This is a genomic window from Chryseobacterium aurantiacum, from assembly GCF_003020585.1.
GTDB lineage: Bacteria > Bacteroidota > Bacteroidia > Flavobacteriales > Weeksellaceae > Chryseobacterium > Chryseobacterium aurantiacum.
Map to the genome: position 1 here is coordinate 115,791 of NZ_PXUE01000005.1, position 20,667 is coordinate 136,457.

Genomic DNA, 20,667 nt, shown 5'->3' on the forward strand with positions numbered 1-20,667 from the left:
TATATGGTAAGTAGATTTAATTACTTTGAATAATTTTCAAAGAACAACGGAATACTTTCAATTCCTTTGTAGAAATTAAATAATCCATAATGTTCGTTTGGAGAGTGGATCGCATCAGAATCCAGTCCAAAGCCCATCAATACAGATTTAGCCCCTAAAACCTTTTCAAACATAGAAGTGATAGGAATACTTCCCCCACTTCTGTAAGGTAATACTTCTTTACCAAAAGCCGTTTCCATAGCTTGTTTAGCTGCCAAGAATTCTTTGGTATCGCTTTGTAGAACATAAGGCATACCTCCATGGTGAGGCGTTACTTTTACTTTTACCGTATCTGGTGCAATTTTCTCAAAATACTTTGTAAACTTCTCTGTAATTTCTTCCGGAGTCTGATAAGGAACCAAACGCATTGAGATTTTTGCAAATGCCTTTGATGGAATAACCGTCTTGGCTCCTTCTCCTGTATAACCACCCCAGATACCATTACAGTCTAAAGTAGGACGAATTGAAGCTCTTTCTAACGTTGTGTATCCTTTTTCACCTTCCACTCCGCTTAATCCTATTGACTTTTTGAATTCCTCAGGGTTATCCTTTAGTTTATTCATTTCAGTTCTGTCGGAATCTGATACTACTTCTACATTGTCATAGAAACCGTCAATAGTAATATGTCCGTTTTCATCAATTAGGTTAGCAATCATTCTGGAAAGTACGTGAATCGGGTTGGGAACCGCTCCACCATAAAGCCCTGAATGAAGGTCTCTGTTTGGGCCTTCCACCTCTACTTCTACATAGCTTAATCCTCTTAAACCTGTAGTAACAGTAGGTTGTTCGTTGCTATAGATATGAGTATCCGAGATCAGGATACAATCACATGATAATTTTTCTTTATTTTCATTCACAAAGTCTCCTAAGCTTACAGAACCTACCTCTTCTTCCCCTTCCAGGATGAACTTAACGTTACAAGGAAGTGTGTTGGTTTTCATCATCGCTTCAAAAGCCTTTACATGCATGAAGAACTGTCCTTTATCATCAGCAGAACCTCTTGCGAAGATAGCACCTTCCGGATGAAGCTCTGTTTTTTCAATATAAGGTTCAAAAGGAGGTTTTCTCCATAGTTCCAATGGATCTGCCGGCTGCACATCATAATGCCCGTATACCAATACCGTTGGCAGGTTTGTATCTATAATTTTTTCTCCAAAAACAATAGGATATCCTTTTGTTTCGCATATTTCAACATGATCAGCTCCTGCATTTCTAAGGTGTTCTGCACATACATCTGCACACTTCAATACGTCATTTTTATAAGCCGGATCTGCAGAAATAGAAGGAATTCTCAATAACTCAAATAATTCATCCACGAAACGCTGTTTGTTTTCGTTAATGTAATTTAATGTCTCTTGCATTGTAAAAATTTGTTTGGTTAAAATTAAAAAAAAAGCCCCGCAGGACCAAGTAAAAACAGAGGATTTTCTGAACAATTAGGTTATTCCTCTGTAATTAACCTATGAACCAATTTTTTTGAAATAAAAATGCCCTGTAAACAAACAGGGCAATTGTATATTGTATACTTATAATTAGTGTTTAGCTTCCGGAGCCTTTTCTGTAGTTTCAGCAGGCTTTGCAGCAGCAGTACTATCTTTTTTAGGAGCCGCAGCTTCAGGCTTTGCAGCCTCTTCTTTGTGTTCAGCAGTAGCTTCATGTCCGTGAGCTTCTCCTCCTCCCTGTACATCATCAGAATATCTTTCTACTCCTTCTTCTAGTTTCAGAGTGTTTTTATTCCCCCCAGCAGGTACTTTTTTACAACTTACAGCTACCGTTGCAATCGCTAAACATATAATTAATTTTCTCATGCTTAAATTTTAGATTGCCCAAAATTAAGAAATCCTGCTTTTTTCGGCAACATTTTTATACTGATTTTAAAATTATTTTCCCTTTTTTGGATTGTGTAAAAATAAGGTAGTCATTTCCTCCATCTTTTAGTCCATATTTCTTCTTGATTTCCTCGGGCTTTAAAGGATAGTTTTTTGAAATAATATTAAACTGACTTTTCTTTTTAACATTTTTAGAATCAATAACTTCCATTTCAAAAACTCTTCCGGGAAAATCTTCTTTTTTCTCAGCAGATGTATAAAGATGAGTATTAGGATGAAGTTTTTTTAATCCAAATTTTTCTGAGATTAAATTAAAGGCCCCGGTCTTTAAAATGGAATTATTGGGGATATAAATGAACTTTTCAGGTTCGGAATACTCTGATTTGGCATTTTCCTCTTCCCCAAAAGTAAAACTAAAAGCAGATTCTCCGCTCTCGAGGTTCACACAATTGCAAATAATATCTTTCTTATTTTCTTTGGATAAAAAGATCACCACTTCTTTTACATCGTTTTTCAGGGCAATGCTATCAATCCTGAAAACATTGGATAAAGCTGAAACAAGATATTTCAGATCAATTAACGGAGAAAGCTTTATGATAACCTGCTCTGATATTGATAGTAACTTTTCCTGGATTTCAAGGATGTTTGGAGAAAGATCTTCTAAAAGAAAGACCTTATTTTTATTTTGATCTCTGCGTGCCGGATCTAAATAAATGATATCAAAACTTTCCTGATTTTCATTTAAAAAATCTTCTAATTTCTGATTAACAAATCTTGCCTGCTTTCCTAATGTATTCCAATTGTGTTCTACAATCTCTAAAAGCTCTGTATTTTGCTCTACTAAAGTGATATCTTCAAAGTTTTGAGACAGATAATACGCGTCTATTCCAAAACCACTTGTAAGATCAATGAATTTTTTGCCTTTTAAAATCTCAGACTTATAAAGGGCTGTTTTTTCAGATGATGACTGCTCTAAACTAAGCTGTGGAGGGAAAACAATTCCATCTGTCAATAAAAAAGGAAATTTTCTTTCTGCCACTTGTTTTCCTTTGATCTGCTGTACAATTTTCAGCATGGAAACCTCCGGAAACGGTGATTTTTTCAATAATAACGAATGCAGGTCTGTATTTAGATTTGCATTGATATAGTTTTGGATTTCTTTGTTTAGTATTTTATTTTCCACAGATTTCACAAATTGCACAGATGATTATGCATATTAAATGTTTCCGTTTATTTTTCTGACAACATTTTTATCTATATAATCTGTATATAAATTAGCTAATTTTGAATAGGTTGGTAATTGACTGTGATGAATATTAGATGTTATTCAAACATTTCTGCCCAACGAACGGCCTTTATTTCTTTTTCATTATAAAGTTCTTCAATTGACCTTTTGACATCCAATTTGGGGTATAAATTAACTCCAATCAGCTTTATCTTGCCTTCTTCAATCCATTGTTGCTCCTGAACGGCTTGTTCATAGATCTTTTTCTGAATAATTCCTTGTCTTAAAAGTTCAAGATATCCGCCTGCATCTTCTATTTCTACGAATAAAGCCCAAGATTTGTCTGCTATTTGTTGGGTAACATCTTCAACGTAATAACTTCCGTTGGATGCATCTTCAAATACATTGATGATACTTTCGTAAGCTAAAACAATCTGTTGTTTGAAAGAAATCTCTTCAGAATTGTCTGTACTTCTGCTTACCAAATAATTATTGGTGTACACTGCATCTGCCCCTCCAATCATGGCTGCGGCAAGTTCTAAAGTAGATCGAATAAGGTTATTTTCATTGTCGGAAACGGCCTTATTTCTAAAAGAAGTTTCAGCGAAGATATAAGGAACTTCATCCAGGTTATACTCCTTAGAAAGCTGATTAAAAACCATTTTAAAGGCTCTCAACTTTGCCATTTCGAAGAAATAATTGCCTCCTACCGCTATTTTGAAGATCAATTTGTTCAAAATTTCCGGTCCGTATACTTCTACCAGCTCTTTGGTTTTTGCCAAAGCAATACCAAGCTGTTGATAGATGGCAGCTCCAGCATTCTGATGTAAAGAAATATCTACACAAATACTTCTTTTAAAGCCCTTTGCCAGTAATTCTTTGGCCAATTGGTCATCAATATTTCCGTCTTTTTCGTTAAAAACATCAATAAGAGAGAAGTATTGATCTTCTTCTTTTGGACTAATATGTCCTGCAAGATCTTTATTATTGACAAAAATGGTCTTTTCATCAAGATTTTCTACGTTTTGATCCAGCACAAATGCAAATACTTCATCTTCCAGACTTTCGTGGTATTTGGCCACCAAATGGGTACTTTCCTCAACTTTTGGCAGGTTTACCAAAGGTTTCTGAACGTCTGTGTAAAAAGGTCTTACTTCTATTCCCTCCAGATTTTCCTTTTCTAAAATAGGGTAAATATCCTCTGTTTTAAGTTGCTTTTTTACTAAATTTTCCCAGGTTGGAAGTGTAGCTGTATTTGACATTAGTTTTATTTAATTTATAAATCTGTCATAGTGAACCCTGCTTTGTAAGTAAAGTTCACTATTGACCTATTTTATTCAAATTGTATTATTTTTTTGCGACTTTTGTACTGTCTACCACCAGAATAAAGATTTCTTCATTCGGTTTTTTCATAAAATAATTTTCTCTTGCGTATTTTTCTTTTTCTGACTTGTTGTTCATCAGTTTTTTATAAAAAGCATCATTTTTTTCGTATTCTTTTTTATAATACTCCAGTTGCTCTTCATACTTATGAATCTCACCATTCAGTTCATTGATTACAAGAAATGAGGTTTTGTCAAAGAAAATCATCCATACCAAAAACAGACAGATCGTAATGGTATACTTATTCAGAATATAAGTCTGGATAAGTTTAAACGTTTCAGATTTCGGCTGAATGTCTTTGATAAGTTTGTTTTCTTCCATTTTTTTAATGTTTTCTCAACGAGTTTTTAATAACAGTGGTTAAAAAATCAATCGCTACGGAATTCTGTTTCATATTAGGGATAATAAGATCGGCATCATTTTTAGATGGCTCAATGAATTCCTGGTGCATTGGTTTCAGGGTAGTCTGATAGCGGTGTAATACTTCGCTCAGATCTCTTCCTCTTTCCTGGGTATCTCTTCTGATACGCCTGATTAGTCTTTCGTCAGAATCTGCATGAACGAATACCTTCAGGTCAAATTCTTTCAGTAACTCTTTATTGGTAAGAACCAGAATTCCCTCTACCACCAATACGTTTTTAGGTTCTACAGTTACATGATCTCCTGTTCTGGAATGCGTTACAAAGCTATAAATAGGCTGTTCAATAGACTCATTATTTTTTAAAGCTTTAACGTGTTTTATCAGTAATTCAAAATCAATGGACTTCGGATGGTCATAATTTAAGGCCTCTCTTTCCGTCAAGGTTAGATTCTGGTTGTCGTGATAATAGTTATCCTGAGAAAGGATATTCATTCCTTCAATATCAAGCTGCTGAAGTATTTTATCAACAACTGTAGTTTTGCCGGATCCTGTACCTCCGGCAATTCCTATTACAAGCATTATTTTTTTGTTTCTTTATAGTTGGTACAAATATACTATTTTAGATAAAATATGGCAATGTAAGACTATTGAGAAATTAAAAGATTAAATAATTAAAATGTTAAAAGATTTTTCGGAGAGGTTATTATCCTTTGTGATCTAGTGCTGTCGCCCGTGTTTCATCTGCGAATTCAATAAAAAAATCCGACAATATATTTGCCGGATTTTATTTTATACGATTTCACTTGTTAATTCGCGTGAAATTAATTTTTCGTGCATAGGCTTCAAAACATCCAGTGAGCCTGTTTTCACGGTGCATTTGCCCTTATAGTGAACAAGCATTGTACATTGCTCTGCCTGTTCCATGGTATGTTTGCATATTTCTATTAAAGAATCAATCACATAATCAAATGTGTGGATATCATCATTATGCAAAACTAGTTTATAAACGTCATCCGTATCATCCAATACAAGGACTTCTTCTTCATACTGACGTTTCGGGTTTTCGTAGTCTTTTATGCTATTATAAAAATTCATTCTAAGTTATTTTAAACTTCGCCAATTTTATCTGCTAAATTATCAATGGCATTGGGCTCCTGATACACCAATTCTACAAGTTCAACACTCTTATTGTTCATTTTCAATATCTTGAAATGATAGTTATCAAGGTCAAACTCCTGATTTTCTTCAGGAATTTCTTCCAATGCGTGAAGAATGAATCCTGCTAATGAGTTGTATTCGCTTTCTTCCGAAAGAGGAAGCTTTTTGGGTAAGAATTCATTGATCTCGTCCAAAGGTTGTGTAGCCTGCACCCAGTAGGTATCATCAGCTATTTTGTCTACTATTTTCTCTTCATCATCTTCTTCATCTTGAATTTCTCCTACAAGCTCCTCCAGAATATCCTCTAATGTGATAATTCCCTCAGTTCCTCCAAATTCGTCGATAACAATAGCAATATGTTGTTTTTTAAGCTGGAACGTTTTCAGTAAGTCTGAAACTTTTTTACTTTCCACCACGAAAAAGGCATCACGCATCAAATCTCTAAGATCCTCATGATCAAGATCTCCTTTTCTCTTTACAAACTCCCTAATAATTTCCTTGGTATAGAAAATTCCGATTATATTATCGATAGAATCAAGATACACCGGAATACGGGAATAACCACTATCCATTATTGTATTGATAATATCATTAACATCTTCTTCAAAATCAATGGACGTAATATTCTGTCTTGGAACCATGATTTGTTTGGCAGAATGATCTGTAAAATCAAATGCATTCTTGATAATCTCATAATTCTCTTCTTCAATCTCACCACTGTCTGCACTTTGTTTTACCAAAAGCTGAAGCTCTTCTGTAGAGTGAATTTCCTGCTCTGACGCCGGGTGAATTTTCACCAATCTTAAAAAAGTATTGGACATTGAGTTCATCAACCAAATAAATGGTTTAAAAACAGTATAAAAAACCCTCAATGGAACTGCTGTTGCCATTGTGGTTGCTTCTGATTTTCTTATCGCAATTGATTTTGGAATAAGCTCACCAAATACAATATGCATAATTGTAATTAATACAAAACTGGTGACCACTGAAACGGTGGTAATGGTAGTTTGGGTTAAATCTACATTTAAAGAGTGGAAGATGTTTTCAACAATATGATGCAGGGCACTTTCTCCTACCCAACCCAGGGCAAGGGATGCCAATGTAATTCCTAATTGTGTAGCGGAAAGATATTCATCCAAATGCTTGATGATATGTTCTGCCTGCTTTGCCATAGAATCTCCTTCTGCGGCTTTTAATTGAATTTGTGAGTAACGAACTTTAACAATTGAAAATTCTGCGGCTACGAAAAAGCCATTTAGTAATACAAGAAATAAGGCCAGCAAAAGCCTGACTATGTCCGAGTCCATTTAGAAGTTGTATAAATTTTATTAGGTACAAAGATATGCAAAATATAAATAACCTGAGATAAGTTATTTTAGTGTGTTGATTTTTCGATGGAAAAACGACATTGTAAGATATACCTAATTTGGATTTAAAAAAATAATCGGACCCTGTATTGGTTTTTCATATAAAGAGCAGTTTTTTGAGTAATAAACAAGGGTTTTCATCTTTTATATAACAAAAAAAGCATCGATAGTATCGATGCTTTTGATAGTATGTTAAAATAATTCTTACGAATTTTTCAAAGCTTCTGCTCCGGAAACAATTTCCAAGATTTCGTTGGTAATTGCAGCCTGTCTTGCTTTGTTGTAGAAAATCTTAAGATCATTTCTAAGGGCTTCTGCATTATCTGTTGCTTTATGCATTGCCGTCATTCTCGCTCCATGTTCAGATGCTACTGAGTCTAAGATTGCTTTGAAAACCTGAGTTTTGATAGACTTTGGAATCAAGTTATCCAAGATCTCTGCTCTGTTAGGTTCAAAGATATAATCTGTTTCAACCTGTGGCTCTGTGTGTTCAGGCATTGAGATTGGAAGAAGCTGTTCTGTGGTTACTTCCTGAGTAGCAGCATTCACGAATTTGTTATAAATAACATAAACTTCGTCAAATTTCCCCTCTTTGAAGCTTGTCATTACACCTTCTGTAACATTAGCAACCATGTCAAAGTTCAGGTTATCATAAACAGAACTTCCATTAGCATATACTGTACGATTTCTTCTTACAGCATCATATACTTTTTTACCTACAGGAAGAACTTCAATCTCATACTGAGAGTTGTTCTGAAACTGAAGGTTAAGTTCTTTTACGATAGAAGAGTTAAAAGCTCCCGCAAGACCTCTGTTTGAAGTAACAGCGATGAAAAGTATTCTTTTAACCTCTCTTTTCTGAGCATATACAGAAACCTGGTCAGGATCAGAGCTAGAATTTACATTCTGGATAAGTTCCTGTAATTTTTCAGAATAAGGTCTTAACATTACAATTGCGTCCTGTGCTTTTTTAAGTTTCGCAGCGGAAACCATCTTCATAGCACGGGTAATCTGCATCGTAGATGAAATTGACGTAATTCTGCCTCGTATTTCTTTTAAGTTTGCCATTAATTTGGGTTCAAAGTTTAAGGTCTAAAGTTTAAGGCTTAAAACTTTATATTTTAAACCTTAAACATTGAATTTTTTTAGTTGTATTTAGAAGCTAAATCGTTAGCTGCCTGCTTAAGAACGCTTGTAATATCGTTATCGATTTTCCCAGCCTTAATTGCAGCCATAGTATCTGGGTGCTTAGATCTTAGGAATTCGATATATTCGTGTTGGAATTCTTTAATCTTTCTGATAGGAACGTTTCTCATTAAGTTTTCTGTTCCAGCATATACAATTGCTACCTGACTGTCTACAGGAAGCGGTGCATTTACCGGCTGCTTAAGGATTTCTACGTTTCTTTCTCCTTTAGAGATTACAGCTAAAGTAGAAGCATCAAGGTCAGAACCAAATTTAGCAAACGCTTCAAGTTCTTTATATTGAGCCTGGTCTAATTTTAGTGTACCAGAAACTTTTTTCATTGATTTGATCTGAGCGTTACCTCCTACTCTCGATACAGAGATACCAACGTTGATCGCTGGACGAACCCCTGAGTTGAATAGATCAGACTCCAAGAAGATCTGTCCGTCTGTAATAGAGATTACGTTTGTAGGGATATACGCAGAAACGTCACCAGCCTGAGTTTCGATAATTGGAAGTGCAGTTAATGAACCACCACCTTTTACGATTGGCTTAAGAGACTCTGGTAAGTCATTCATTTGACTAGCGATATTGTCATCAGCGATAACTTTCGCAGCTCTTTCCAATAGTCTTGAGTGAAGATAGAAAACGTCTCCAGGGTAAGCTTCACGGCCCGGTGGTCTTCTTAATAGTAGAGAAAGCTCACGGTAAGCAACTGCTTGTTTAGATAAATCATCATAAACAATTAAAGCTGGTCTACCAGTGTCTCTGAAGAACTCCCCGATAGAAGCACCTGCCATTGCAGAATATACCTGCATAGGAACTGGATCTGATGCGTTAGCTGCAACAATTACAGTATATGCTAAAGCTCCTTTATCAGAAAGTGTTTTAACAATTTGTGCTACTGTAGATGCTTTTTGACCAATCGCAACATATATACAATATACAGGATTACCTGCATCAAAAAATTCTCTTTGGTTAATGATTGTATCAATCGCAACAGTAGTTTTACCTGTCTGTCTGTCACCAATGATAAGCTCTCTCTGCCCTCTTCCTACAGGAATCATCGCATCAATTGCAACGATACCTGACTGTAAAGGTTCAGTTACCGGCTGTCTGAAGATAACTCCAGGAGCCTTTCTTTCCAATGGCATTTCGTATAATTCTCCAGTAATAGGACCTTTACCATCGATTGGGTTACCAAGAGTATCTACTACTCTTCCTAACATTCCTTCTCCTACTTTGATAGAAGAGATTCTGTTTGTTCTTCTTACTGTATCCCCTTCTTTTACTAATTTACTTTCACCAAGTAGAGCAACACCTACGTTGTCTTCTTCAAGGTTAAGTACAATACCTTCTACATCACTAGAAAATTTCACCAACTCTCCGTATTGTACGTTTTCTAACCCGTATACACGAGCAATACCATCACCGATGGTTAAAACTGTACCTACTTCCTCAACATTTGATTGAGTGTCGAAGTTGGCCAATTGCTGTTTTAAGATCGCAGATACTTCTGCCGGATTTATTTCTGCCATTGTATGGTTGTTTTTCTTAATTTAATTGAAAATCTTTTTTAACTTGGTTCAATTTTGTCTTCACAGACGCATCTACCTGCTGGTCACCTACTCTTAGGATGTATCCTCCTAAAATATCCTGGTTGATATTTACCTTCAAATCAAAACTTGAATTAGCATTTACCAAATTTGTAGATCTTAGGATCTGATCAATATTCTCTTTGGAAAGAGGTGTTGCTGTAGTAAGTGTTACTCTTTGTACACCGTTGATATCTTCAACTTTATTGATGAATTCCTGAGCGATATTTTTTAATTGGCTTTCACGTCCGTGTTTAATAACCAATGTGATCAAATTCTGGGAAGATGTTGAGAAACCTTTGAAAATTTCGTTTGCTACCTCTATTTTCTTTTTTGCATCAATGTAAGGCGTAAGGAAGAATTTGTTCAAATCCTTAGATTCAATCATGATCTTCACTACATCTTGCATTTCAGAAAATACGGCAGCTGTTTGACCTGATTCATTAGTGAAATCAAGTAAACCCTGTGCGTATCTTTTCGCTACTTTAGATGTAAGCATTCTTAGTTAAGGTTAGATTTGTTGATATAATTTTGAACTAATTCATTTTGAGCTTCAGTGTTATCTAGCTTTTGTTTCAAGATAGATTCTGCAATGTTTACAGATAAAGCACCGATCTGATTTTTAATGTCTGCCATTGCAGCATTTTTCTCAGCGTTGATAGTTTGCTTAGCAGCTTCGATTAATTTATCTCCTTCAGCTTTAGCAGCGTCTTTAGCTTCACCTACGATTCTGTCTTTAATTTCTCTAGCTTCTTTAAGGATAGCATCTCTTTCAATTTTAGCTTCACGAATGATTCTTTCGTTGTCAGCTTTAAGATCTTCCATCTCTTTTTTAGCCAATTTAGCTTGGTTTAATGCATCAACGATAGAAGTTTCTCTTTCATTAACAGCACTTACAATTGGTTTCCAAGCGAATTTAGCTAGAAGAAACAATAGGATAACAAAAGTAAGGGTCATCCAAAATAAAAGTCCAATTCCAGGTTCAATAATTCCCATATCTGTAAATTCTTTTTTTAAGTGTTATTTATGGATTGTTTTTTAAAATTCTTAGCAGCAGCCAACCGCTTAACTGCTAAGAATGTTTTTTTGAGGATAGATTACTTGATGAAAGCACCAAAGATGATCGCGATAAGACCAGCACCTTCAATAAGACCAGCAGCAATAAGCATTGCTCCTTGAATCTTACCAGCTTGTTCTGGTTGTCTAGCGATAGCATCCATTGCGTGACCACCGATTTTACCGATACCTAGACCTACACCTAGTACTGCTAAACCGATACCTACGTAAATTAATCCTGCTCCTGTTGATAAATCCATGATAAATAAATTATATTAGTTAAAAAATTATTTTAATTTTAATTAGTGAGCGTGTTCTTCGTGACCGTGCTCATGGTCGTGTTCTGCAACTGCAATACCGATAAATAAAGCGGATAATACAGTGAAGATGTATGCTTGCAATGCAGCAACTAATAATTCCAATACAGAAACAAATAATGCTAATGGAACTGATGCAAATCCTAAGAATGGAGACTTGAAAATGAAGATCAATGAGATGATCGCCAAGATCATAATGTGTCCCGCTGTAATGTTAGCGAAAAGTCGCATCATCAAAGCGAAAGGCTTTGTAAAGATTCCGATAATCTCGATTGGAACCATGATTGGATACAATAAGATTGGAACTGGCGGCATAAAGATGTGTTTCCAATAATCTTTATTCGCACTGAATAATGTAATTAATAATGTAATGATACCTAATACAGCTGTGATTGCAATGTTACCTGTAAGGTTAGCTCCTCCAGGGAAGAACGGTACCAATCCGAAAAGGTTATTGAACCAGATAAAGAAGAAAGCCGTTAATAAATAAGGCATATATCTCTTATACTTTACTGACCCGATGTTTGGAATAGCCACTTCATCTCTGATAAATACAATTACCGGCTCCATTAATTTTCCAATCCCTTTTGGAAGTTGTGACTTCTTGTAATTTCTTGCCATTCCTATGAACACTATTGCCATAAAAATCACTGACAAGAACATTGAAGCTGCGTTTTTTGTTATTGAAAGATCAAAAAACACTTCGTTTGATTTTTGTTTCCCACTGATGATTGAAAATAAAGTTGCTTTTTCAACACCTTTAGTAGAAACTACTTGTCCGTGCTCTAAAGTATACCCATCATGTTCGTGTCCGTGAGCAATACTGCTTGAAAGAAAAGTATGCCATCCTTCATTATCTTTAATGATAACTGGCAAAGGGATAGAAACGTGATGTTCTTCACCACTATCATCTTTTGTAGTCCATAAATGCCATTCATTCGAATCACCAATGTGCTCCATGATCATCTTGGTCGCATTGAAGCTATCCTGTGCCTCTTTGTTCTCTACTTTTTCAGCTAACTTTTCTCCTTCAGATTCGTGTTGCGCAGAAGCTAAACCACTAATAAACACAAATAAAAATGCGAAAAATAATGAAGAAATTTTTCTGTTCATATCTCTTTTTTAATCGTGTGCAAATATATCGATTTTATTAAACTTTACCAATATTAAAAATTGATTTTTATCATCAAAAAATTCAAGACTTATTAATGAGTTTTATTATAGGTAAATAAATGAGGAATGATGCCACTATAAAGCAGATCACTATAAAGAGAAAATTAGACTTGGTCTTTTCTATAATTAATAAAGAAATAGCCAGCCAAATAACATCCTTGGCTATATTCACAACAAGAAACTTCATTCCTGCATCTGCTTTACCAAAGAAATACTTTTTAAATATCATATATACTATTATATTAAAAAATACTACTAATAATATAATAATGAAACAATCTAGAAAATTCATGCTGCAAAAATAAGATTATAATTTTTCAAACAAAACAAAACTAATATTCTTCTATACTATATAAATAAGGAATAAAATCAGAGGAAAGAAAAAAAAACAACAACCCGCAGAAACCATTATAAATCATAAAAACAAGCCTGCTTCCCTATTCCCTTACCCTTTCTTTTTCTAAATCTTACTCTAATCCTTATAATATTAAGTCTATAATACTCAGGTTTCTTAAAAATTCCTTATTTTTGCAAACCTATAATTTACAATAAATATGTTTAATAGTTTACAGGATAAATTAGACAAGGCATTACATAATATTTCCGGACGTGGAAAAATTACCGAAATCAATGTAGCGGAAACCGTAAAGGAAATTCGTAGAGCATTGGTGGATGCCGACGTTAACTATAAAGTAGCCAAGGATCTTACTAAAAGAGTTCAGGATAAAGCATTAGGAGAAAACGTTCTTACATCGCTTACTCCAGGGCAATTGATGACGAAAATTGTTCATGATGAACTAGTAGATCTAATGGGAGGTTCTCAGGAGGGAATTAATCTTTCAGGAAAACCATCTGTGATCCTTATTGCAGGTCTTCAAGGTTCCGGTAAAACCACTTTCTCCGGAAAACTTGCTCATTATTTACAAACAAAAAGAAATAAAAAGCCTTTATTGGTAGCATGTGACGTTTATCGTCCTGCTGCAATTGATCAGCTAAAGGTATTAGGAGGACAGATCAACGTTCCTGTTTATACAGAGGACGGAGCTACCAACCCTTCTACTATTGCTGAAAATGCCATCAACTTTGCAAAAGCCAACAATCACGATGTAGTAATCGTGGATACTGCAGGTCGTTTAGCCATTGATGAGCAGATGATGAACGAGATTAAGTCTGTACATTACTTCATCAAGCCACAGGAAACACTTTTCGTAGTGGATTCCATGACAGGTCAGGATGCTGTGAATACTGCTAAGGCGTTCAATGATGCTCTTAACTTTGACGGGGTTGTTCTTACCAAGTTAGATGGTGATACAAGAGGGGGTGCTGCATTAACCATCCGTTCTGTTGTTGAAAAACCAATCAAATTTATATCTACAGGAGAAAAAATGGAAGCCCTGGATCTTTTCTACCCGGAAAGGATGGCGGACAGAATCCTGGGAATGGGAGACGTTGTTTCCTTAGTAGAAAGAGCACAGGAGCAGTTTGATGAAGAAGAAGCTAAGAAACTTCACAAAAAAATTGCTAAAAACGAGTTTGGTTTTGACGATTTCCTTAAGCAGATCAACCAAATTAAGAAAATGGGTAACATGAAGGACCTTATGGGAATGATTCCTGGGGTTGGAAAAGCAATTAAGGATGTAGAGATCAGTGATGATGCCTTTAAACACATTGAAGCAATCATCTACTCTATGACACCTGAAGAAAGAAGAAGACCATCCATTATCAATACTCAGAGAAAGAACAGAATTGCGAGAGGTGCAGGAAGAAAGATTGAAGATGTAAATCAGTTGATGAAGCAATTCGATCAAATGGGAAAAATGATGAAGATGATGCAAGGGCCTCAAGGAAAGCAAATGATGCAGATGATGAGCAAAATGCCAAACATGCCTGGAATGGGCGGAATGTTTGGGAAATAATTTAAAAACGAATTATATTTTCATAAAAAAACTCTCAGAATTTCTGAGAGTTTTTTGTTTTTTTTATTTGATCTAGGCTATTTAAACTTATACCCTACTCCAAACTGAAAGAAATTCATCTTTAGCTTTTCGTTGTTTACAGGGTTTTTAATCATATTAGTTAATCCAAAGCTATAGCGAGCATCTACAAATAGTCCTTTGTAAACCTTATAATCAGCTCCAAGGAATAAACCAAAGTCTGTAGATTTTAAAGAGTTGTCAAAAAAATTCTCCAGTCTTCTTTCCCCTTCATCAAGCGCAGCCTGATTAGTCACCAACGCTCCACTTACATCAATTTTAACGGTATTATTTGCTTTAAAGCTTACGTAAGGACCTCCATAAACAGCTAATTCAGGCATTGCATAATATCTTGCAGAAATAGGAATCACAATCCTGTTAAAGTTCATTTTTTCGATCACTTTAACACCTGATAACCCAGGCACTGAAACCTCCATTTTTCCTCCAAGGTTAGCATATTCCACTTCTGCCTGAAGGGCAAATTTATTATTGATTTTATGTTCAACCAATGCTCCAATATAAAATCCGGACTTAGACTTCAGGCTGCCTCCTGCTCCATCAAGCTCGAAACTATTTTCATTGGAATTTAATGTTGATAAAGCATATCCTGCTTTTACTCCAAAACCGGTTTGTGCATTCAATCCTGCAAATAAGGCAATTGCAGATGCTAATAAGATTTTTTTCATGGTTATATTATATGAAATTTTAGACTAGAAAAAGCCTTAGAACAGTATATTAAGGCTTATTTTGTGTTTATTTATTACTTGGCAAATACGTATTTAACTCCGAAAGTTACAGAAGATAAATTCAATCCGAATTTATAGTCGTTTACCCTCTTAGCTCCATCAATATCTCTCTTGTGGGTATTGTACCCGAATTCACCAATTGTAGCCTCAATAGACCAGTTCTTGTTCAAGAAATAGTCAAAACCTGGCTGGATGTTAACCCCAATGGCTGTATAGTTATTCTTCCCGGAAAAAGAATTAAAAAGCAATGGATCTATTCCCATCTCCACACCATCACTGTTTAGAACCACTTTTTCTTCACCAAATTCCAATGGAACCTGTAATTGTCCAAAGAAATATAGTTTATCAGACAAGGACCAGTATTTTCTTATAAAAGGAGCCACAACAAATGCATTGTCCGATTCTTTCGTAGTCAATACTGTACTAATGCTTGAGTCCCCTATTTTGTATTTGCCATCCGTACTTTTATACCCTAGACCCAGTCCTATGGCAAGGTTGGCATCAATGAAATAACCTACAGTAGGAATTACTTTTACAATATCTTCCTTTATTGTAACATTCACATTACTTAGTTCTTTATGATGATACTCTATTTGCCCTGAAAGATATACTGTTTTTTTTGCAATCTGAGCATTGGAAATGCCGAAAAGCGCAACAGCAACTGTTAATAAGAATTTTTTCATGAGATATTATATAGTTTTTTAATCAAAAAAAGCCCCAAGAAAATCTTAGGGCTCTATTTTATAATGTTTTGTTAATTACTTAGCAAATACATATTTAACTCCGAAAGTTACAGAAGATAAATTCAATCCGAATTTATAATCGTTTACTCTCTTAGCTCCGTCTACATTTACTTTGTTTGTGTTGTAACCAAACTCACCAAAAGTAGCTTCGATAGACCAGTTTTTGTTTAAGAAATAATCTAAACCTGGCTTAACGTTAACTCCGATAGAAGTGAAGTTATTTTTAGTAGAAGTAGATGAAGTAACAGTAGTTCCTCCAACTGTAGTTGTAGAAGTACCTTCGTCTTTATTTTGACCGAATACCATTGGAACTTCTAATTGACCGAAGATATATAATTTGTCAGCTAAAGTCCAGTATTTTCTTACGAAAGGAGCTACAACAAATCCAGAAACAGTTTCTTTTCCATCGATTGTAGTTGTACCAAGTGTAGAAACAGTTTTTGTGTTATCGTTTTTGTAACCTACACCTAAACCTACTGCTAAGTTAGTGTTTACGAAATAACCTACTGTAGGAAGAACTTTGAAGCTCTCAACTTTAGTATCGTTATTGTTATTTTCGTTCTGAGAATACCCTAATTGTCCTGAAACATATGTAGTACCTTTAGCAATCTGAGCATTTGATAAACCGAAAAGTGCAACAGCACCCGCTAATAATATTTTTTTCATTTTAAAAAATTTTAATACTTTCTGGAGGCAAATTTACAGTGGTCCCCATTAATATTAAAATTTGTTAATGTGATTAATATCATTGTTAAAATTTAGCGTTTTGTAAAGATAAATTGTATTCAATAAAGCCCTTTGAGTTTTTCACAATATTATGAATAAATAAACTCCAATTTATCAACCAGAGCCGAATATGTTTGGTTTTTCAAATTTAGCAATTTTAGTGAAATTCTCTCTAATTCCCCTAATACAGCTAAAAACGCCTTCTTAAAATATTAACATTTAGAGTATTAAGTCTTAAAATTTAAACAAATGTTTATATTACCCACTTATTTTTACCCTCTCAAAAGGAGATAATCACAAGATATTGAGAGCTGAGGCTAAAAGTATAATACATTAAGATTCTATTATTAATAAAAAACTCCGGCCTTGCGGCCGGAGTTTTGTTATGTTCAACTTTCCTTATTTAATAAAGAAGTTATATCCTAAGTTTACAGCACCAATATTCCAGTCGTCTCTGTACCAACCGTGGTCACGTCTGTTGCTTACAGATTGGTATCCTATGTACAACTCTCCTTTAGACATTTGGTATCCAAATTTTGGCTGAGCATAGAACCCACCATCAATTCCGTCTTTTGTAGAAATCCCGTATCCTAAGTCTAATCCTACAAAAATAGGCGCTCCTTTAAATTTATATTTACCAGAAACAGCTACAGGAATAAATCCGAAATCATCAAAGTGATCCTTTCCAAAGAAATGAGAGTACCCAGTTGCTACCCCCAGGTCAAAACCTTTACCGATATTCCACATATAAGCAGCATCTACTCCTAATGTAAATGAAGATACATTGCTTGCATCAGACACAGGAACTCCAATGTGTCCACCTAATTTTAAACCCTCCTGTGCTTGTGCAGCACCTCCTAAAAGTGCAAAAGCACCTATTAATAATACCTTTTTCATTTTTTTAGCTTAAATTCTGGCTCAAAAGTACTAATTATTTTCATCATAGGGAGCATATTTCTAGGGGTGACATTCTTTACAATAAAAAAGCAGGACAAAATTTGTCCTGCTATATATGATGATTTTTATTTCTAAAATCTCAGAATTAGTTTCCTCCAAATTTGAAACCAACACCTACCTGAACGAAGCTATTTTTTAATGTTCCGTTTTCTCCATCCTCTTTCTTCATAAGATTAGAAACCCCTAAGTTATATCTTGCATCAAAGAACAATCCGTTTTCAAGAGTGTATTCAGCACCAGCAAAAGGAGCTAAATTCAACTTATTCATGTGGCTTTTCACATCTTCAGTTTCAGTTGTAGAGTCAGAGAAAGGTTGACCTAGCGCTGTTCCAGATAATGTTGCTGTAGTTTTTATTTTCGCTGAAATAATAACCCCCACATTCACACCAACTCCGAAAGCTAAGTTTTCAGTTACATAATATTTTGCACTTACAGGAACCTGTACAGTTCCTAATTTCCAATCAGACTTTTCAGTACCTGTAACGTCAACACCCATTAAGTTATAAGAAACCGCCTCTTCTTGTTTACCACCTATTGGAGAGTATAAAACTTCTCCCTGTACAGCAAACTTTTCATTGAATTTATACTCGGCCATTGCTCCAGCGTAGAAAGTAGACTTTGCATCGAAATTGTAAGTTTTCCCCTCTCCACTTGCTTTAAGCATTGATAAAGAGTATCCGGCCTTAGGACCAAATTTAAATTCTTGTGCGTTTACAGAAATTCCCAATACAGCGACTGCTGCAGTAAGTAAAAGTTTTTTCATTGTTATTAGTTATATTTTAAGGACAGCAAAGCTAATTATTTTTTTCAAATTAACAAACTTTTAAAATAAACTAAAGGTTAACGAAAGGTTAATAGAAACTTTTGCTCATTTGGGACTAGTCATTTCTTACTCTTTTATCTTCATCGTTATAAGCCAGAATGATCTTTCTAACAACAGGGTGTCTTACTACATCCTCTTCTGTAAGATGCACAAAACCAATCTCATTTACTCCGTTCAGAATTCTCATTGCTTCTTTCAATCCAGACTGTTGATTCTTTGGAAGGTCAATTTGACTAGGATCTCCTGTAATAATAAACTTGGCATTCATCCCCATCCTTGTCAGGAACATTTTCATTTGGGCATGAGTGGTATTTTGTGCTTCATCAAGAATTACAAAGGCATCATCAAGAGTACGTCCTCTCATAAAAGCCAATGGAGCAACCTCAATTACTTTTTTCTCCATAAAGCCTTCCAGCTTTTCATGAGGAATCATATCACGCAGTGCATCATATAAAGGTTGTAAATACGGATCCAGCTTCTCCTTAAGGTCTCCTGGCAAAAATCCAAGACTCTCCCCTGCTTCCACAGCCGGTCTGGTCAGGATAATCCTTTTTACTTCCTTATCTCTTAAAGCCCTTGCAGCCAATGCCACACTGGTATATGTTTTTCCGGTTCCGGCAGGACCAATGGCAAAAACCATGTCTTTTTTCTCAGTTTCCTTTACCAGTTTCTTAAGATTAGTCGTCTTGGCCTTAATAATCTTCCCGTTTACTCCTTTTACAATAATATCTTGATCGAAGATCAGTTGCTTCTCATTTTCATCTTTAATATTGAGAATATTTTCAACGTCTTTCAGCCCAATTGAGTTATTTTTAGAGATAAACTTGACAATATCGTCAAGTTTTTGCTTTAATATGTCTAAAACTTCCTGATTTCCCATGGCAAAGATAACGTGATCCCTCCCTGTAATCTTAAGAGTCGGAAAGCTTGATTTTATTAAGTTGAAATATTGGTTACTAACTCCATAGAAGATTTTCGCATCGATATCTTCCAAATCATATGTTAATTCAAACATGCAGTATTTTTATTTTAGATTTTAAAATTAAAGCTTTTTTTCAAATTTATATTAAATTCTTTTCAACAATCTTTCGGGCATTCTTTTTATTTTAAATAACTTTGCAATACTACACTATTCTATAAATTGCTCATGTCAATTATTACCCTTACTTCGGATTTCGGAAATTTAGATTACAGAGTTGCCGCTGTGAAAGGCAAAATTCTGTCTCTAAATCCTGAGGTTAATATTATTGATATAACCCACGACATCCAGGCATTCAACCTTATACAAACTTCATATATTGTAAGAAACGCTTACAAATACTTTCCAAAAGGAAGCATTCATATTCTTTCTGTGGATAGTTTTTATCATAAATCAAGAAAAAATATTATTTACAAAGCAGATGGTTCTTACTTTATGGCCTCTGACAATGGGCTTTTGAGCCTTATATTTTTTGATATTAAACCTGAAGCAATCTATGAACTCACCCTAAACAATCGTTTTGATGATATCATAGATTTTACTTCTACAGACATCTTTGTTCCGGCAGCCGTACATTTGGCAAACGGAGGTCTTCCTGAGGTTATTGGAAGAAAAATAGATACTGCCAAACAATTAATGTTTCCAAGGGCCGTTTATAATGAGTCTGAGGGAATGATTATTGGCGAGGTTACCTACATTGATAATTTCGGAAATATAATCTCAAATATCAACAAAGATTTCTTTGAAAATATCAGCAAAGGATACAACGGTTTCACCATAAAATTCAGAAACTTGAGTCTTTCGAGGATATTTTCAAGCCATACGGAAGTTGTTTCAGACTGGGAAAGAGAGACCGAATTTCACGGGCAGTCTGCCGCTATTTTCAATGACAGTCAGTTATTGGAGCTTACGATCTATAAAGGAAGTAAGAAAAACGGCGCGAAAAGCCTGTTTGGATTGAATGTGGGCGAAAATATCTACATTGAATTCAGCTAAAATTATATATTTCATAAAAAAACCGATTTTTTTTAT

General features: G+C 34.9%; 22 protein-coding genes. 2 read left to right on the forward strand and 20 right to left on the reverse strand.

The window, feature by feature from the left end; all coding sequences use genetic code 11:
* Positions 1–20 precede the first annotated feature (20 nt).
* The 14 genes from C7D53_RS16640 to atpB all read right to left on the reverse strand — a co-directional run bounded on the left by C7D53_RS16640 (position 21) and on the right by atpB (position 12,628).
* Positions 21–1,400, reverse strand: coding sequence for a dipeptidase (locus tag C7D53_RS16640; protein WP_106917541.1), 1,380 nt, complete (start codon positions 1,398–1,400; stop codon positions 21–23).
* Positions 1,401–1,571: 171 nt separating this feature from the next.
* Positions 1,572–1,847, reverse strand: a complete 276-nt coding sequence (locus C7D53_RS16645; protein WP_106917542.1) for a hypothetical protein — start codon at positions 1,845–1,847, stop codon at positions 1,572–1,574.
* A 55-nt stretch (positions 1,848–1,902) separates the two neighbouring features.
* Complete coding sequence (locus C7D53_RS16650) at positions 1,903–3,051, reverse strand: class I SAM-dependent methyltransferase (RefSeq protein ID WP_106917543.1); 1,149 nt, start codon at positions 3,049–3,051, stop codon at positions 1,903–1,905.
* A gap of 140 nt (positions 3,052–3,191) precedes the next feature.
* Positions 3,192–4,355, reverse strand: a complete 1,164-nt coding sequence (locus tag C7D53_RS16660; RefSeq protein WP_106917544.1) for a methylmalonyl-CoA mutase family protein — start codon at positions 4,353–4,355, stop codon at positions 3,192–3,194.
* A gap of 85 nt (positions 4,356–4,440) precedes the next feature.
* Entirely contained in the window at positions 4,441–4,797 is a 357-nt protein-coding gene (locus tag C7D53_RS16665) for an FtsB family cell division protein (protein WP_106917545.1), read from the reverse strand.
* A 4-nt stretch (positions 4,798–4,801) separates the two neighbouring features.
* The gene (gene udk / locus C7D53_RS16670) at positions 4,802–5,416 is read right to left on the reverse strand and encodes a uridine kinase (RefSeq protein ID WP_076351707.1); all 615 of its coding nucleotides are present in this window, start codon (positions 5,414–5,416) and stop codon (positions 4,802–4,804) included.
* A gap of 210 nt (positions 5,417–5,626) precedes the next feature.
* Complete coding sequence (locus tag C7D53_RS16675; RefSeq protein ID WP_106917546.1) at positions 5,627–5,932, reverse strand: ATP-dependent Clp protease adaptor ClpS; 306 nt, start codon at positions 5,930–5,932, stop codon at positions 5,627–5,629.
* Positions 5,933–5,943: 11 nt separating this feature from the next.
* Positions 5,944–7,302: a hemolysin family protein gene (locus tag C7D53_RS16680; RefSeq protein ID WP_106917547.1), complete on the reverse strand. Its 1,359-nt coding sequence runs from the start codon at positions 7,300–7,302 to the stop codon at positions 5,944–5,946.
* A gap of 264 nt (positions 7,303–7,566) precedes the next feature.
* Positions 7,567–8,430, reverse strand: coding sequence for an ATP synthase F1 subunit gamma (gene atpG, locus C7D53_RS16685; protein ID WP_106917548.1), 864 nt, complete (start codon positions 8,428–8,430; stop codon positions 7,567–7,569).
* Positions 8,431–8,507: 77 nt separating this feature from the next.
* Positions 8,508–10,085, reverse strand: coding sequence for a F0F1 ATP synthase subunit alpha (gene atpA, locus C7D53_RS16690; RefSeq protein WP_106917549.1), 1,578 nt, complete (start codon positions 10,083–10,085; stop codon positions 8,508–8,510).
* Between the two features lie 16 nt (positions 10,086–10,101).
* Positions 10,102–10,641 (reverse strand): ATP synthase F1 subunit delta, encoded by a 540-nt coding sequence (gene atpH / locus C7D53_RS16695; protein ID WP_106917550.1) that lies wholly within the window; start codon positions 10,639–10,641, stop codon positions 10,102–10,104.
* A 2-nt stretch (positions 10,642–10,643) separates the two neighbouring features.
* Positions 10,644–11,138 carry a F0F1 ATP synthase subunit B gene (locus C7D53_RS16700; protein WP_106917551.1) on the reverse strand — a complete coding sequence of 165 codons (495 nt, stop codon included), beginning with the start codon at positions 11,136–11,138 and terminating at the stop codon, positions 10,644–10,646.
* A 101-nt stretch (positions 11,139–11,239) separates the two neighbouring features.
* Positions 11,240–11,458 (reverse strand): ATP synthase F0 subunit C, encoded by a 219-nt coding sequence (locus tag C7D53_RS16705; RefSeq protein ID WP_007844726.1) that lies wholly within the window; start codon positions 11,456–11,458, stop codon positions 11,240–11,242.
* A gap of 42 nt (positions 11,459–11,500) precedes the next feature.
* Positions 11,501–12,628: a F0F1 ATP synthase subunit A gene (gene atpB, locus C7D53_RS16710; protein WP_106917552.1), complete on the reverse strand. Its 1,128-nt coding sequence runs from the start codon at positions 12,626–12,628 to the stop codon at positions 11,501–11,503.
* 614 nt (positions 12,629–13,242) lie between these two features.
* Between atpB and ffh the strand changes: the two genes are divergently transcribed.
* Positions 13,243–14,604, forward strand: a complete 1,362-nt coding sequence (gene ffh, locus C7D53_RS16720; RefSeq protein WP_106917554.1) for a signal recognition particle protein — start codon at positions 13,243–13,245, stop codon at positions 14,602–14,604.
* A gap of 77 nt (positions 14,605–14,681) precedes the next feature.
* Here the strand turns inward: ffh and C7D53_RS16725 are convergent, their stop codons facing one another.
* From C7D53_RS16725 to C7D53_RS16750, 6 genes are all read right to left on the reverse strand, one after another.
* Positions 14,682–15,347: a porin family protein gene (locus tag C7D53_RS16725; RefSeq protein WP_106917555.1), complete on the reverse strand. Its 666-nt coding sequence runs from the start codon at positions 15,345–15,347 to the stop codon at positions 14,682–14,684.
* A 74-nt stretch (positions 15,348–15,421) separates the two neighbouring features.
* Entirely contained in the window at positions 15,422–16,090 is a 669-nt protein-coding gene (locus tag C7D53_RS16730; protein WP_106917556.1) for an outer membrane beta-barrel protein, read from the reverse strand.
* Between the two features lie 75 nt (positions 16,091–16,165).
* On the reverse strand, positions 16,166–16,816 hold the full coding sequence (locus C7D53_RS16735; RefSeq protein ID WP_106917557.1) for an outer membrane beta-barrel protein: 651 nt from the start codon (positions 16,814–16,816) through the stop codon (positions 16,166–16,168).
* A gap of 459 nt (positions 16,817–17,275) precedes the next feature.
* A complete protein-coding gene (locus tag C7D53_RS16740; protein WP_106917558.1) occupies positions 17,276–17,773 on the reverse strand; it encodes a hypothetical protein in 498 nt (165 codons plus the stop codon).
* 145 nt (positions 17,774–17,918) lie between these two features.
* On the reverse strand, positions 17,919–18,596 hold the full coding sequence (locus C7D53_RS16745; protein ID WP_106917559.1) for a porin family protein: 678 nt from the start codon (positions 18,594–18,596) through the stop codon (positions 17,919–17,921).
* 115 nt (positions 18,597–18,711) lie between these two features.
* Entirely contained in the window at positions 18,712–19,671 is a 960-nt protein-coding gene (locus C7D53_RS16750; protein ID WP_106917560.1) for a PhoH family protein, read from the reverse strand.
* Positions 19,672–19,803: 132 nt separating this feature from the next.
* Here C7D53_RS16750 and C7D53_RS16755 point away from each other — a divergent pair, with 132 nt between their 5' ends.
* On the forward strand, positions 19,804–20,631 hold the full coding sequence (locus C7D53_RS16755) for an SAM hydrolase/SAM-dependent halogenase family protein (protein WP_106917561.1): 828 nt from the start codon (positions 19,804–19,806) through the stop codon (positions 20,629–20,631).
* The last annotated feature ends 36 nt before the right edge of the window (positions 20,632–20,667 follow it).